This is a genomic window from Myceligenerans halotolerans (genome assembly GCF_054782975.1).
Genome location: NZ_BAAGRL010000022.1, coordinates 30079 through 43799, shown reverse-complemented (window position 1 = coordinate 43799; position 13721 = coordinate 30079). Strand labels below are relative to the sequence as shown.

Here is a 13721-nt window from a genome sequence, read left to right as displayed (position 1 = left end):
TCAGGCGGATCGGTCGGTCAGCGTCAGCGGCGTCGTCGGTAGCGCCGGGTCGCCGTCCGACAGGCGGCGGGCACCGCGCGGGAGTTCCGCCCGCGCGTTGGCGTGGGTCCGGACCGCGTTCTCCACGCCGTACGCCCCGATCCAGCGCGAGTCCACCGCGCCGTCCACGACGAGCGGAGCGTGCAGCAGGCGGATGTCGCGGCTGTCGGGCGTCCATGCGGTGACCAGCTCGTCCGGCCCGGTGACCAGGAGCTCCTCCGTCGCCCGGCCGTCCGGTCCGTACCGCCGGGCGGGCGACTTGCGGCCGCCGTGCGACTGCTTTCCCGGCGACGCCTTCTCGACCGGTTCCAGCCGGCCCGCCGAGTTCTCCCGCGCGACGAGCTTGTAGACCATCCCGCAGGTCGGGGCGCCGGAGCCGGTCACGAGCCGGGTCCCGACGCCGTACACGTCCACCGGCGCCGCCGCGAGGCCCGCGATCGAGTACTCGTCCAGGTCCGACGTCACCACGATCTTCGTGTCGTGGGCGCCCAGCTCGTCGAGTCGCGCGCGCACCTCGACCGCGAGACCGCCGAGGTCGCCGGAGTCGAGCCGGACGGCACCGAGCCCGGTACCCGCCACCTCGACCGCGCGGTCCACGCCGCGCAGCACGTCGAAGGTGTCGACGAGCAGAGTGGTGCCCGGCCCGAAGGCCTCGACCTGCGAGCGGAACGCGGAGACCTCGTCGTCGTGCAGGAGCGTGAAGGCGTGTGCCGCGGTGCCGATGGTGTCCAGGCCGTAGCGCATCCCGGCCTCGAGGTTCGACGTGCCCGCGAACCCGGCGACGACGGCGGCGCGGGAGGCCGCGATGGCGGCCTGCTCGTGGGCGCGCCGCGAGCCCATCTCCAGCACCGGCCGGTCCACCGCGGCGCTGGTCATGCGGGACGCGGCGGACGCGACCGCCGAGTCGTAGTTGAGGATCGACAGCACCAGCGTCTCGAGCAGCACCGCCTCCGCGAACGTGCCCTCGACCTGGAGCACGGGCGAGCCGGGAAAGAACATCTCGCCCTCGGCGTATCCCTGGATCGTGCCGTTGAAGCGGTAGCCGGCGAGGTAGTCGAGGGTCCGTGCGTCCACGACGTGCTCGCGTTCCAGGTAGGCCAGCTCGTCGTCGCCGAACCGGAAGTGCGGCAGTGCCTCCAGGACGCGGCCGGTACCGGCGAGCACGCCGTACCGGCGTCCGGCCGGGAGCCGGCGGGTGAACACCTCGAACACGCAGTGCCGGTTCGCGGTGCCGTCGGCGAGGGCCGCCTGGAGCATCGTCAGCTCGTACCGGTCGGTGAGCAGCGCGACCGACGGCCGCGCCGCGGGGCGCGGCGCGGCGGGCAGGTCCGCGGGAAGGTCTCTCGGCAGGCCCTGGCCCGTTGCGGGTGCCGACGGCGGTGCCGGCTCGACGAGGTGCAGGACAGGCCAGTCGCTGAGCGGGGCGCCAGTGCCCCGGGGCTCGCTGGTCATGCGGTCCACGGTATGGCAGCCGGGCCGGGTGGGCAGGCTGAATGCGCGGACTTTACGCTCTCGTCTCACGATCCGACCGTGTCGGAAACATCACGGGAGGTCCTCGTCACATGGCGTGACCTGGAGTGATCACGGTCAGCGCGCGCCCACGAACCAGCGCCGCACCTTCGCCACCCGCTCCTCGAGCTGCGTTGCCGTGGCCAGCGGGACCTCGGGGCCGCCGCACTCGCGCCGCAGCCGGGTGTGGATGACGCCGTGCGGCTCCCCGGACCGCTTGGCCCACGCCCCCACGAGTTTCGACAGCTCCTTGCGCAGCTCGCCCGCGCGGCGGTGCTCGTGCTCCGCCTTCTCGGCCATCTGCTCGCGATCGGTGAGTGCCTGTGCGGCTTGTGCGGCCCTGGCGCCGCGCGCCTTGACCTGGTCCGCCTGCCGCTGCCGCAGCAGCGTGGTGACCTGATCGGGCTCCAGCAGGCCGGGCAGGCCGAGGAAGTCGAGCTCCTCGGCGGAGCCGACATCGGCGCCGGTGCCGAACTCGCCGCCGTCGAACAGGACGCGGTCGAACGACGCCTGGGCGTCCAGCGCCTCGAACGTGCCTTGCGTGAGGTCGCCCGACGCCTTCTCCTCGCGGTTCGCCTCGGCGAGCAGGCCGGCCTCGGGGTCGTACTCGATCCCCTGCTCCTCGGCCGTGCTGGGCCGGTCCAGCGCGTGGTCGCGCTCGAGTTCCAGCCCGCCGGCCAGCTCCAGGAGCGGCGCGACGGACGGCAGGAAGACCGAGGCGGTCTCGCCGCGGGTCCGGGCGCGCACGAACCGGCCGACGGCCTGGGCGAAGAACAGCGGGGTCGACGCCGACGTCGCGTACACGCCGACGGCGAGCCGGGGCACGTCGACGCCCTCGGACACCATGCGCACGGCCACCATCCAGCGGTCGTCCGACGAGGTGAACTCCTCGATGCGGCCGGACGCCCCGGCGTCGTCGGACAGCACCACGACGGGGCGTTGTCCCGTGATCTCGGTCAGGTGCTTCGCGTACGCGCGGGCGGTGTTCTGGTCGGTGGCGATGACGAGGCCGCCGGCGTCCGGGACGGTGCGGCGCACCTCCGTGAGGCGCTTGTCCGCGGCGCGCAGCACCGACGGGATCCACTGACCCTCCGGGTCGAGGGCAGTGCGCCACGCCTGGGCGGTCATGTCCTTGGTCATGGCCTCGCCGAGCCGGGCGGAGACCTCGTCGCCGGCGCGGGTGCGCCACCGCATGTCGCCGGAGTACGTCAGGAACAGCACGGGCCGCACGACGTGGTCGCGCAGGGCTTCGCCGTACCCGTAGGTGTAGTCCGCCTTCGACCGGCGGATTCCGTCCCGGTCCTCCTCGTACACCACGAACGGGATCGGGGAGGTGTCGCTGCGGAACGGCGTGCCGGTCAGCGCGAGCCGGCGGGTGGCCTCCTCGAACGCCTCGCGTACGGCATCGCCCCAGCTCAGGGCGTCGCCGCCGTGGTGGACCTCGTCGAGGATCACCAGGGTGCGGCCGGCCTCGGTACGGGCGCGGTGCAGTGCCGGGTTGGCGGCGACCTGGGCGTAGGTGAGCGCGACGCCGTCGTAGTGCGCGCCGTGCCGGCCCTGGGCGTTCGTGAAGCTCGGATCGATGCTGATCCCGACCCGGGCGGCGGCATCGGCCCACTGGTGCTTGAGGTGCTCGGTCGGGGCGACGACGGTGACCCTGCGCACCACCCCGGCCTCGAGGAGCTCGGTGGCGACGCGCAGGGCGAAGGTCGTCTTGCCGGCGCCCGGCGTGGCGACGGCCAGGAAGTCGCGCGGCGACCGTTCGCGGTAGAACTCCAGCGCCTCGGCCTGCCAGGCGCGCAGGTTCGACGCCGTGCCCCACGGGGCACGGCGCGGGAAGGCGGGGCTCAGGTGCGAGGCGGCCGCAGACGACGGTGTGCGCGGGAGCTGCGGCGTGTTCGTCACGTGCCGGAACCGCCCCCTGCCGAACCGGAGCCACCGCCCTTGCCGGAGCCACCACCCCCGGAGTTGTCGTCGCCGTCCTGCGGTTCGCGCAGCCCCTCGTAGATCTCCTTGCACACGGGGCACACCGGGAACTTGCTCGGATCGCGGCCCGGGACCCAGACCTTGCCGCACAACGCGATCACCGGCCGGCCGGACAGGGCCGACTTCATGATCTTGTCCTTGCGCACGTAGTGGGCGAAGCGCTCGTGGTCTCCCGGCTGCGCCTCCTCGCGGGTCTCCTCGCGCTCGAGGACGCTCGTGGAACCGCTGGTGCGGGGATCGTCGGGCGGGCTGTCGAGGGGGTCGCTCATGGTTCCGGATTCTACTGCCCGGGACCGACATCGACGCGGGACGAGGGCCCGACGCAGCGCGTCGCCCTCGGGCGTCCCAGGACCGGCATCGACGCGGGCGAGGCCTGGCGGCCGATTTCCCTTTACGTCGTATAGCCCGCCTGATAGACAGGGCCGGTGACCGCACACGACGAGAGGAACACCCTGCACGAAAGCACCCACGACACCGCCCCCGCGGCCCCGGACGGCTCCGTCTGGCCGGATCTCGGCCAGCACGACGACGCGGCCCGCGCGGCCGTCGCCGGGATCGCCGCCCTCCTCGGCCGGCCCATCCCGGAGCGGACGACGGAACCCCGCAACGCCTCCGAATGGCTCGCCCGCACCTGGGACGTCCACGAGGGTTCCCTCGAGACCGTCTCGCGTCCCGTCTCTCCCGTCCTGCACCTGCTGTACGGCTTCGTGCTCGGGCGATGGATCGCCCGGCACGCCGACGACGTCACCCAGCGTGGCCCCGACCGCCGCGCGCCGCAGATGTCCCGGCTCGACCTCGGGGCGGGCATCGGGGTCACGGTCCCGACCGCCGCCACGGTGCTCTTCCCCGCGGGCACCCGCGACGAGCACCCGGTCGCCGTCGAGACCGGGTACCAGTACGGCGACCCGTTCCTCACGGCCCACGCCCTGCCCGGTCACCGCGACGTCGCGGAGCGCGCGCTCGACGCCCTGAGCGACGACCTCGCCGCCGACCACCCGTACCGGGGCCGCACGCTCCAGGCGAACGGCTCGGGCCGGCTCACGATCAAGCCCGTCACGCCGACTCCCCAGGGGCGCGCCGACCTCGTCCTCCCGGACGACATCTGGCACGAGATCGGCCTGTTCTGCGCCGGGGTGACGACCCGCCGCGACGCGCTGCGGGCGCTCGGTCACTCGACGTCGCGCGGCCTGCTGCTGGCCGGGCCGCCCGGCGTCGGCAAGACGAAGCTCGCGCGGGTGCTGGCCACGGAGCTCGTCGGGACCGTCACGGTGGTGCTGGTCACCGCGGACGTGCTGCGCACGTGGATGACCGAGCTCTACGAGGAGGTCCGCACGCTCGGGCCGTGCCTCGTGGTGCTGGAGGAGATCGACTCCGTGGGGAGCAAGGAGAGCCGCGGCAGCACCAGCTTCGGCGAGTTCCTCGACGCCCTCGACGGCGCGCGTGCCACCGACGACGTCCTCACGGTGGCCACCACGAACGACCCGGGCGCGCTCGACCCCGCGGTCAAGCGCCCGGGCCGGTTCGACACGGTCCTGGAGGTCCCGCCGCCGGACGCCGCCGGGCGCGAGGCGATCCTGCGCCTGTACCTGCCGTCGGGCGCGGACGTCGACGCCGGCCTGATCGCCTCGTTCCTCGACGGCGCGACGGGCGCGGACCTGCGTGAGGTGGCCCGCCGCGCCCTGCTGGAGCACGGTGCCGACGGCCTCTCGACGGACCGCGTGCTGGACATCGCCACGTCGGGCCGCTGGAAGCCGGCCGTCGTCGTGGGGAACTACCTGTAAAAAAATTCACCCGGCAGGTCGGAACGATAAATGCCTTCGGATCGTGTGGCCGCCGGATGTGATTCCGACCCCCTGAGATCGCTAAGGTAGGAGGGTGACTTTCTCCGCTGCGCAGATGCCCCTGTCCGCGCCCGCGGCAACAGTCTCAGCCGGGACGGCCACCCAGCAGGAGACCGAGCAGGACGCGGCACATCAGCCCGCCGATCCGTGGGTGACGATCGTGTGGAACGATCCCGTCAACCTCATGTCGTATGTGACATATGTCTTCGAGAGCTATTTCGGTTACCCACAGGCGAAGGCGCACACGCTGATGATGCGGGTACACAACGACGGCAAGGCGGTCGTCTCGAGCGGGGGACGGGAGCGCATGGAGGTGGACGTGCAGGCCATGCACGGGTTCGGGTTGTGGGCGACGCTGCAGGAGTCCGGCGACGTCCAGGGAGCGGTATGACACCGTTCCGCGCCATGCGACGTGGCTACGAGTCGCGGATGGACCCGGTCGAGCGGGCCGTGCTCGCCCGGGTGGCGCGCGACGTCGCCACGATGGTCCGGGACGAGACGGGCCTGCCGGCCGCCGCGCCCGAACCCGACCCGAACGACGTGCCCACCCCCCACACGGGCAGCACCACGCGCGTGTGGAACAAGGGACTGCTCGCCCCCGACGAGATCACCGACGGCGATCTCGCGAAGCTGACCGGGATCTCGTCGGTCGGGCCGATGCCCCAGGACCCCGCCGTCCTCCGCCTCCTGCCCGACGCGAGCAAGGACGACGAGGGCGTCGCGGGGGAGTTCCGCCGCCTGACGCAGAACGACCTGGCCCGGGAGAAGGCCGAGCGCCTGGAGGCGTTCGCCGACCTGCTGGAGCCGCCGCCGGCGGAGGACGATCCCGAGCCGGAGAAGGCGCCGTGGCAGACGCTCGGCCGCCACGGCGCCCCGCCGCCCGTGCGGGTGTCGCGCGAGTCGGCCGACGCCGTCGCGGGGGCTCTCACGGACATGCGGCTGGTCATCGCCCAGCGCCTCGGCCTGGAGTCCGACGACGACGTCAACGCGCTCACCGACCAGGTGATGTGGGATCAGCAGATGGGCCGGGAGATCCCGGTCGCCGCCGACGGGCGCGCGGCGCGGCGCTTCTGGTCCGGGGTGTTCGTCGCGGCGGGTTTCGCGCTGGAGACCCTGATGGAGGTCATGATCGCGGACCTGCGCGGGCGGCCCCGTCCCTCCGAGGGGAACGCGGAGGACAACTGATCCTCGGGCGCCGGCTCGGCCCGTCGGTCCGGTGGGGGCACCGGGACCGTGCTCACACGGTGTACGTCGCCCCCGGCTGGGCCAGGCGGACGTCGCCGTCGTACTCGTCGCGCGCCTCCGCGAGCGTGATCGCCGGCTCGTTCCACACCGGCAGGTGCGTCAGCAGGAGCCGCCTTGCGCCCGACTCGTGCGCGATCCGCCCCGCCCGCCTGCCGGTCAGGTGGATGCCCGGCTCGACGTGGTCGTCCCGCCCCTCGACGAACGCCGCCTCGCTGAGCAGCAGGTCGACGTCCCGCGACAGCGTCACCACGCCCTGGCAGTAGTCCGTGTCGCCCGTGTAGGCGATCACCGCGCGCTCGTCGGGCCGCAGGGTGCTCGGCCCCGTCACCCGGATGCCCCACGACTCCTCCGGGTGGAACACCCGGTACGGCTCCAGGATCAGCGGCCCCACCGCGACGGGCATGCCCTCCTGCCAGGACCGGAAGTCGTAGTCCGCGTCCATGGTCTCGCCGTCGCTCAGCCCGTAGGACCGCGCCGCCTGCGAGGCCGTCGTCGACGGCGACCACACCGGCAGGTGCCTGCCCTTGCCCGTGCGGGCCGACCCGTGCTCCGGGTGGTACCGCAGGTAGACGTACATGCCCGACAGGTCGGCGCAGTGATCAGGATGCAGGTGGGAGATGGCCACCGCGTCGACCTCGAACGGGTCGACGGCGCGCTGCAGCGCGCCGAACGCGCCGTTGCCGAGATCCATGACCACGGTCCAGTCGCGCGCCTCGAATCCGGCCGCCGCGGCCTCCGTCGCGGAGACCTGCACGAGGTACGACGACGCCGGCGAGCCCGGCCCTGGTCCCGAGCCCGAGACCCCGAGAGCGATCAGACGCATCAGACGGCCTCCATGCGGGAGACCTCGGGGCCGAGGAAGCGGTGCGCGAGCGGCCGGACGCTCTCGGGTGCGCCGGTGGTGAGGAACGCGTGGACGGGCGGGCCGGCCTCGGCCTCGCGCTCGAGGTCGTGCTCCACGAGCTTGCGGTACACGTCCTTGGCGGTCTCGTCGGCACTGGAGACGAGCGTGACGCCCTCACCCATCACGTAGCTGATCGGCCCGGTCAGCAGCGGGTAGTGCGTGCAGCCCAGCACCAGGGTGTCGACGCCCGCCTGCTTCATGGGGTCCAGGTACTCGCGGGCGTACTTCAGGACGTCCTCGCCCGAGGTCTGGCCCTCCTCGACCAGGCGTACGAACTCCGGGCACGCCTGGGTGGTGACCTCCAGCCCGGGGGTGACGTGGAACGCGTCGTCGTATGCCAGGGACTCGATGGTCGCCCGGGTGCCGATCACGCCGATACGGCCGGAGCGGCTGGTGCGCACCGCCGCGCGCGCCGCGGGGAGGATGACCTCGACCACGGGGATGCCGTGGCGCAGGGTGTACCGCTCGCGGGCGTCGCGCAGCGCCACCGACGACGCCGTGTTGCACGCGATGACCAGCATCTTCACGCCGTCGGACACGAGCCGGTCCATGACGTCGAGCGCCATGGCGCGGATCGCGCCGAGCGGCTTGGGGCCGTACGGGGTGTTCGCGTTGTCGCCGAGATACCGGACCTGCTCGTTGGGGAGCTGGTCCAGGATCGCGCGCGCGACCGTGAGGCCGCCGAGGCCGGAGTCGAAGATGCCGATGGGCGCGTCGTTCACGGGTGCGATGCTAATCGCGGGAATGTGTCCGTTCCGTTACCAGGGCCACGCGTCGCGGGTGATACCTGCCACGTTTGGCAGGAAGGGCCGGCGGCCGCCTTCGTGTCCCTGTCCGCGAGTACGCTGGCCGCTGTGACTATCAGTACCTCCGACATCACGCGTGCCGACGGGCGCGCCACCGACCAGCTCCGCCCCGTGAGGATCACCCGCGGCTGGCTCGACCACGCCGAGGGCTCCGTGCTCGTGGAGTTCGGCCGCACGCGCGTGCTGTGCGCGGCGTCGTTCGAGGAGGGCGTGCCGCGCTGGCGCCGGGGTTCGGGCGAGGGATGGGTGACCGCCGAGTACGCGATGCTGCCGCGATCCACGAACACGCGCGGCAGCCGCGAGTCCGTCAAGGGCAAGATCGGCGGCCGCACGCACGAGATCTCGCGCCTCGTGGGACGGTCCCTGCGGGCCGTGGTCGACATGTCCGCTCTCGGCGAGAACTCGATCGTGCTGGACTGCGACGTGCTCCAGGCCGACGGCGGCACCCGCACCGCCGCGATCACCGGCGCCTACGTGGCGCTGGCCGACGCCGTCGCCTGGGGGCAGCGGCACGGTCACATCACCTCGCGCGGCAAGCCCGTACTGACCGACTCCGTGGCCGCCGTGTCCGTGGGGATCATCGACGGCACGCCGATGCTCGACCTCCCGTACGAGGAGGACGTGCGCGCCGAGACCGACATGAACGTGGTGGTGACCGGCAGCGGGAAGTTCATCGAGGTGCAGGGCACGGCCGAGCACGCGCCGTTCGACCGGTCCGAGCTCGACACGCTGCTGGACCTGGCGGTGGCGGGCGCGGCGGACCTGACCCGGATGCAGCAGGACGCCCTGGCGCAGGAGCTCGGCGGATGACGACGGCCGGGAGCGCTGGAAGTGGGGGCGCTTCGGGCCGGGGCGCGACGGCCGGCCCCGGCGGGGGATCGGAAGGTGGCACCCCCACCATCCCCGTCGCTCCCGCGATCGTGGCCGACGCCGTAGCGGTCCTGGTGTTCTCGATCGCCGGTATGAGCGCGCACGACACCCTCTTCCTGGAGCTCGGCCAGGTCGCCTGGCCGTTCGCCGTCGCGGCGGCCGTGGGCTGGGCCTGGACCCGCGCCTGGCAGGACCCGTCCCGGATCTGGCCGGTCGGGGTCGCGGTCTGGTTCACCACGGTCGCGCTCGGGATGATCCTGCGCGTCGCGACCGGCGGCTCGTTCGCGATCTCGTTCCTGCTCGTCACCGCCGGGTTCCTCGGCGTCACGATGCTCGGCTGGCGCGGCCTGGTCGCGATGCTGCGGCGGGGCGCAGGGCAGCGGGAGGCGCGATGACGGATCCGGCAGCCGGAGCGCGCCTGGTCATCGCGACCCACAACCGCAAGAAGCTGGTGGAGCTGCGCGTGATCCTCGCCGCGTCCGGTGTCGAGCTGCCCGAGAGTGGCCTGGTCACCTCGGGCGAGCTCGGCGCGCCGGAGCCGGTCGAGGACGGCGTGACCTTCGCGGCCAACGCCCTGATCAAGGCGCGCGCCGTCTGCGCGGCGACGGGCCTGGCCGCGGTCGCGGACGACTCCGGCCTGGCCGTGGACGTGCTGGGCGGCTCACCCGGCATCTTCTCGGCCCGGTGGGCGGGCGGGCACGGCGACGACCAGGCGAACCTCGATCTGCTCCTCGCCCAGCTCGCCGACGTGCGGCCGGAGCACCGCACCGCCGGATTCGTCTGCGCGGCCGCCCTCGTCACGCCGGGCGGCACCGAGGAGGTCCGCACCGGCGAGATGCGTGGCGTCCTCACGCAGGCCCCGCGCGGCACGAACGGCTTCGGCTACGACCCGATCCTGGTCCCCGGCGAGCAGCCGCCGTCCCCGGACGGCTCCCCGGGCACCCGCACGGCCGCCGAGCTGGCCCCGGCCGAGAAGAACGCCATCAGCCACCGCGGCAAGGCGTTCCGCGCCCTGGCCCCGCTCGTGGTGCGCGCCCTGAGCAGGACCTGACCGTCAGGCAGGACCTGACCCTCAAGGCAGGACCGACGGGATCCTGTACCCCGCGAACGCCGCCGCCACCTGGAGCTCGTCGAGGCCGTAGCGCTCCAGCGTGTACTTGTGCCCCCGGTGGTGCGGGCGGTCCTGCGCCGTCGTGAGGTTGGCGTCGTCGGCGTCGCCCCACGTCATGCCGAGATGGTCGAACACGCCGCGCATCACCTTGACGGGCTCCTCGACGAGGTCGTTGTACGAGACGTCCACCAGGACGCCGTCGTCCAGCTGCTCACGCTGGGCGAGCGCGCGGTCCACGCCTTCGGAGAGCATCGTCAGCCACTCGGCGCCGATCGCGTCGAGGTCGACCGCGCCGGGCTTGTAGTGCATGTTCCGCATCGACTCGGACATGGAGCAGCCGGAGGCCAGTGCCTTCCCCGGGGCGCGGTGCGTCCAGACGAACCTCACGTCCGGGAACACGCGCTGGATCTCGGGCATCCGCCACAGGTTCCCGGGGTGCTTCAGGACCCACCGGGGCGGCTCCTGCCCGAACGACATCACCTGCAGCGCCTCGCGCAGCAGGACGTAGTCGTCGGTGAGGTCCGCTCCGGCCAGGTACCGGCGGTACTCCGGCACGGCCGACGCCGTCGTGTGCAGCTCGGAGTGGTCGCGCAGGAAGAAGTCCTCCTCCTCGCTGGCCGCGATCAACGGGTGGATCTGCGACCAGTCGGGGCTGAGCCGGTCGACGAACGAGATCCGCTTGGTGGTGCGCTCGGCGATCCGCGCGCGTTCCGCCGGGTCCTCGACCGGCAGGCCGAGGTTGAGCATCTCCCACAGCAGCGGACCGCGGTTCCCCGGCGAGCGTGCGATCAGGTTGTACGTGAACGTGGTCCCGGTTCGCGGCAGGCCGGTCACGAACACCGGTGCCGTGACCGGCTGCTCCTTCACCCCGGGATGCTTCGCCTGGATGTCCCGGATGATCACGCGGTTCCGGAGCCGGTTCCGGATCACCTCCTGCACGGTCACCCAGCCGAAGGGACTCAGGTCGGGGTTCGCCGCGTGGGCCCGCAGGAGCAGGCGCAGTGGTTCGACGGCGGCGAGGTCCCCCGTGCCGAGCGGCAGGTGCCCGCGCTGCGCCTGGGCGAGCAGCTTCTCGAAGGCGGCGTCGGGATCCTTGCGGGTGCGCGCCACCGGCAGGAGAAGCACGTTCAGCACCCTGAGCATGGGGGGTGTGGCTTGGGACATGCAGGTCATACTGCCCATTTGCGCAGGTCAATACAAGAGGGATGAATTCTCCTATGCCCCGAGGCGCCGGCGCAGCTCCGCGGCCTGGCGCCGCGACACCTCGACCCGGCTGCGCTGGCGGTCGTTCATCACGCAGGCCAGCGCGCCCTTGAAGTCCGGGACGAGCTCCCGCACGTGGTCGAGGTTCACGAGGTAGGAGCGATGCGTGCGGAAGAAGTGCCCGCGCAGCCGCCGCTCGAGCTCGTTCAGCGAGTACGTGACGAGGAAACGCTCGTCGGCCAGCTTGAGGTACGAGTAGCCGCGCGCGGCGCTCGCGTAGACGATCGCCCGCTGGTCCACCAGTACGGTCCGCCCGTCCTTCTGCACGGGCACCTTCGCCAGCGGCGGCGGCAGCCCCGGCTCGGGGTCCTCCGGCGACGGGCCACGCGCGCCCGGCGTGTCGGCACGCGGGCTGCCGGAGCCCCCGCCCGCGACGCCGTCGTCGGCCCCGGACTGCGTCAGCGCTCGCTCGACCGCACGGGCCAGCCGGGCGGCGTCGAACGGCTTGACCAGGTAGTCTGCGGCCTCCAGGTCGAACGCCTCGACCGCGTGGTCGGGGTGCGCGGTGGTGAACACGATCCGCGGCGGCCGCGGCAGCTTCCGCGCGGCCGCGGCGACCTCGAGGCCGCTCGTGCCAGGCATCCGGATGTCGAGGAGCACGAGGTCGTACGGGATCGACTCCAGCAGCTGCAGGGCCTCGCCGCCGTTCGCGGCCTCACCCACCACCTGCACGTCGCCGAGTTCCTCCAGCAGGTACCGCAGCTCGGCCCGGGCGGGCGCCTCGTCGTCGACGATCAGCGCACGCGGGCGGGTGTCGTCGTCGCGCACGGACATCAGCGTAGTGGGACGCGCAGGTCGACCACGGTCCCCTCGTCCGGCGTGGACCGGACGTCCAGGGAGAAACGCCCGCCGAACAGGGTGGTGAGCCGCTGCGAGATGTTCCGCAGTCCGACACCCGTGTGCTGCCCCGTGCCGCCGCCCGGCACGCCGGACGCGGAGCCGCGGTCGTCGCCCCCGGTGGCCCGCGCCCGCTGCCCGACGTCGTGTCCCGCCGCCAGGTTCGGGCCGTCCAGCCCCTCCAGCACCTCGGGAGACATGCCGACGCCGTCGTCGGACACCCGGATGGACGTCGTGCGGGTCAGCGGGTCCACCCGCGCCCGGAGTGTCACCGTGCCGCCGTCCACCTTGTCCGCCAGGCCGTGCTTCACCGCGTTCTCCACCAGGGGCTGGATCGTCAGCACCGGTACGTGGGCCGTGAGCACCTGCGGGTCGATGTCGTACCGCACGCGCAGCCGGTCGCCGAACCGCGCCTGCTCCAGCGTCAGGTAGGTGCGCACGAAGAAGTACTCCTGCGCGAACTCCGCCATCTGCCCGTCCTGCCGCACCGCGTACCGGAAGAAGTCGCTCAGCCGCAGCAGCAGCGCCCGCGCCTCCTCCGGGTCGGTGCGGGACTTCGAGGCGATCGTGTTCAGGACGTTGAACAGGAAGTGCGGGTTGATCTGGGCGCGCAGCGCGTGCAGGCGCGCGTCGGCGGCGAGCTCGCGCTCGCGGTCGGCCTCGGCGAGCTCGAGGTGCAGGGACAGGATGCCCGCCATGTCCTCCACCTGTCCGCGCGCAGCGGGCTCGGAACCCGTGCGGAGCACGACGAGCGCCCCCACCACGCGGCCGGCGACCATCAGGGGCGCGGCGACGGCGCCCGCGAGCGGGCAGTCGGGCTCGCCGCAGCCGAGGTCGGCCGTGCTGCGCGACGTCGCGCTGCGCCCGGTGGCGATCGCCTTGAGCGTCACGGACGCGCGCACCGGCCCGCCGGCCCGGTGGTGGTCGTCGCCCGGCCCGACGAACGCCAGGAGGCGCTCCGTGTCGGTGATCGACACGGCGTCGCCGCCGAGCAGCGGGCGCAGCAGGTCGGCGGTACGGCGCGCGGCGTCGGCGGTCAGGCCCGACCGCAGCGGCATGGCGCGCCCGTCCGCCACGATGCCGCGGGTGCCGCCGCGGCGCGGCTCCGGCCCGCGCCGCAGCGCGGTGGCCGAGCGCGGCCCCCGCAGCGCCGACGGATACCCGAGGACGACGGCGATCGTGGGGACCACGCCCGCCACGACCGTGGTCCCCACCCCGAGCGGTGGATCCACGATCACCTGCGTGACCAGGTACACCACCCCCCAGGTCACCGCGATCCCCGCTGCGAGCTGCACGCTCCCCGAACGCAT

14 protein-coding genes are annotated in these 13721 nt (G+C 73.0%); 6 read left to right on the top strand and 8 right to left on the bottom strand.

Features of this window, described 5'->3' with window-relative positions; all coding sequences use genetic code 11:
• From ACYVK5_RS15115 to ACYVK5_RS15105, 3 genes are all read right to left on the bottom strand, one after another.
• Nucleotides 1-1491: a nicotinate phosphoribosyltransferase gene (locus tag ACYVK5_RS15115; protein WP_460706395.1), complete on the bottom strand. Its 1491-nt coding sequence runs from the start codon at nucleotides 1489-1491 to the stop codon at nucleotides 1-3.
• A gap of 135 nt (nucleotides 1492-1626) precedes the next feature.
• Complete coding sequence (locus tag ACYVK5_RS15110; protein WP_460706393.1) at nucleotides 1627-3453, bottom strand: DEAD/DEAH box helicase; 1827 nt, start codon at nucleotides 3451-3453, stop codon at nucleotides 1627-1629.
• Nucleotides 3450-3803, bottom strand: a complete 354-nt coding sequence (locus ACYVK5_RS15105; RefSeq protein WP_460706391.1) for a DUF3039 domain-containing protein — start codon at nucleotides 3801-3803, stop codon at nucleotides 3450-3452. Before ACYVK5_RS15105 ends, ACYVK5_RS15110 begins: the two co-directional genes overlap by 4 nt.
• A gap of 156 nt (nucleotides 3804-3959) precedes the next feature.
• Between ACYVK5_RS15105 and ACYVK5_RS15100 the strand changes: the two genes are divergently transcribed.
• From ACYVK5_RS15100 to ACYVK5_RS15090, 3 genes are all read left to right on the top strand, one after another.
• Nucleotides 3960-5315 (top strand): AAA family ATPase, encoded by a 1356-nt coding sequence (locus ACYVK5_RS15100; RefSeq protein ID WP_460706389.1) that lies wholly within the window; start codon nucleotides 3960-3962, stop codon nucleotides 5313-5315.
• Between the two features lie 115 nt (nucleotides 5316-5430).
• Nucleotides 5431-5766 carry an ATP-dependent Clp protease adapter ClpS gene (clpS, locus tag ACYVK5_RS15095; RefSeq protein ID WP_460706486.1) on the top strand — a complete coding sequence of 112 codons (336 nt, stop codon included), beginning with the start codon at nucleotides 5431-5433 and terminating at the stop codon, nucleotides 5764-5766.
• Nucleotides 5763-6560 (top strand): DUF2017 family protein, encoded by a 798-nt coding sequence (locus ACYVK5_RS15090; protein ID WP_460706387.1) that lies wholly within the window; start codon nucleotides 5763-5765, stop codon nucleotides 6558-6560. The genes clpS and ACYVK5_RS15090 overlap by 4 nt, the downstream gene beginning before the upstream one ends.
• Nucleotides 6561-6612: 52 nt before the next feature.
• Here the strand turns inward: ACYVK5_RS15090 and ACYVK5_RS15085 are convergent, their stop codons facing one another.
• Nucleotides 6613-7443, bottom strand: a complete 831-nt coding sequence (locus ACYVK5_RS15085; RefSeq protein ID WP_460706385.1) for an MBL fold metallo-hydrolase — start codon at nucleotides 7441-7443, stop codon at nucleotides 6613-6615.
• A complete protein-coding gene (gene murI / locus ACYVK5_RS15080; protein ID WP_460706383.1) occupies nucleotides 7443-8246 on the bottom strand; it encodes a glutamate racemase in 804 nt (267 codons plus the stop codon). Before murI ends, ACYVK5_RS15085 begins: the two co-directional genes overlap by 1 nt.
• A 132-nt stretch (nucleotides 8247-8378) precedes the next feature.
• Here murI and rph point away from each other — a divergent pair, with 132 nt between their 5' ends.
• From rph to rdgB, 3 genes are read left to right on the top strand one after another with little or no spacing between them, the layout of a single operon-like run.
• On the top strand, nucleotides 8379-9140 hold the full coding sequence (gene rph, locus ACYVK5_RS15075; RefSeq protein WP_460706381.1) for a ribonuclease PH: 762 nt from the start codon (nucleotides 8379-8381) through the stop codon (nucleotides 9138-9140).
• Nucleotides 9137-9595 (top strand): DUF3054 domain-containing protein, encoded by a 459-nt coding sequence (locus ACYVK5_RS15070; RefSeq protein ID WP_460706379.1) that lies wholly within the window; start codon nucleotides 9137-9139, stop codon nucleotides 9593-9595. The genes rph and ACYVK5_RS15070 overlap by 4 nt, the downstream gene beginning before the upstream one ends.
• Nucleotides 9592-10251 carry an RdgB/HAM1 family non-canonical purine NTP pyrophosphatase gene (gene rdgB / locus ACYVK5_RS15065; RefSeq protein ID WP_460706377.1) on the top strand — a complete coding sequence of 220 codons (660 nt, stop codon included), beginning with the start codon at nucleotides 9592-9594 and terminating at the stop codon, nucleotides 10249-10251. Before ACYVK5_RS15070 ends, rdgB begins: the two co-directional genes overlap by 4 nt.
• 21 nt (nucleotides 10252-10272) lie before the next feature.
• Here the strand turns inward: rdgB and ACYVK5_RS15060 are convergent, their stop codons facing one another.
• Genes ACYVK5_RS15060 through ACYVK5_RS15050 form a run of 3 tightly spaced genes read right to left on the bottom strand, consistent with a single transcriptional unit; the run spans nucleotide 10273 to nucleotide 13721 of the window.
• A complete protein-coding gene (locus ACYVK5_RS15060) occupies nucleotides 10273-11475 on the bottom strand; it encodes a sulfotransferase family protein (protein ID WP_460706375.1) in 1203 nt (400 codons plus the stop codon).
• A 51-nt stretch (nucleotides 11476-11526) separates the two neighbouring features.
• Nucleotides 11527-12342 carry a LytR/AlgR family response regulator transcription factor gene (locus tag ACYVK5_RS15055; RefSeq protein WP_460706373.1) on the bottom strand — a complete coding sequence of 272 codons (816 nt, stop codon included), beginning with the start codon at nucleotides 12340-12342 and terminating at the stop codon, nucleotides 11527-11529.
• A gap of 5 nt (nucleotides 12343-12347) precedes the next feature.
• Complete coding sequence (locus tag ACYVK5_RS15050) at nucleotides 12348-13721, bottom strand: histidine kinase (protein WP_460706371.1); 1374 nt, start codon at nucleotides 13719-13721, stop codon at nucleotides 12348-12350.

Bases quoted from the DNA above. Each gene is read 5' to 3' on its own strand.
- ACYVK5_RS15070 (WP_460706379.1), top strand. From the start codon at position 9,137: ATGACGACGGCCGGGAGCGCTGGAAGTGGGGGCGCTTCGGGCCGGGGC.
- ACYVK5_RS15105 (WP_460706391.1), bottom strand. From the start codon at position 3,803: ATGAGCGACCCCCTCGACAGCCCGCCCGACGATCCCCGCACCAGCGGT.
- ACYVK5_RS15050 (WP_460706371.1), bottom strand. From the start codon at position 13,721: ATGCGTTCGGGGAGCGTGCAGCTCGCAGCGGGGATCGCGGTGACCTGG.
- rdgB (WP_460706377.1), top strand. From the start codon at position 9,592: ATGACGGATCCGGCAGCCGGAGCGCGCCTGGTCATCGCGACCCACAAC.
- clpS (WP_460706486.1), top strand. From the start codon at position 5,431: ATGCCCCTGTCCGCGCCCGCGGCAACAGTCTCAGCCGGGACGGCCACC.
- ACYVK5_RS15115 (WP_460706395.1), bottom strand. From the start codon at position 1,491: ATGACCAGCGAGCCCCGGGGCACTGGCGCCCCGCTCAGCGACTGGCCT.
- ACYVK5_RS15060 (WP_460706375.1), bottom strand. From the start codon at position 11,475: ATGTCCCAAGCCACACCCCCCATGCTCAGGGTGCTGAACGTGCTTCTC.
- ACYVK5_RS15090 (WP_460706387.1), top strand. From the start codon at position 5,763: ATGACACCGTTCCGCGCCATGCGACGTGGCTACGAGTCGCGGATGGAC.
- ACYVK5_RS15085 (WP_460706385.1), bottom strand. From the start codon at position 7,443: ATGCGTCTGATCGCTCTCGGGGTCTCGGGCTCGGGACCAGGGCCGGGC.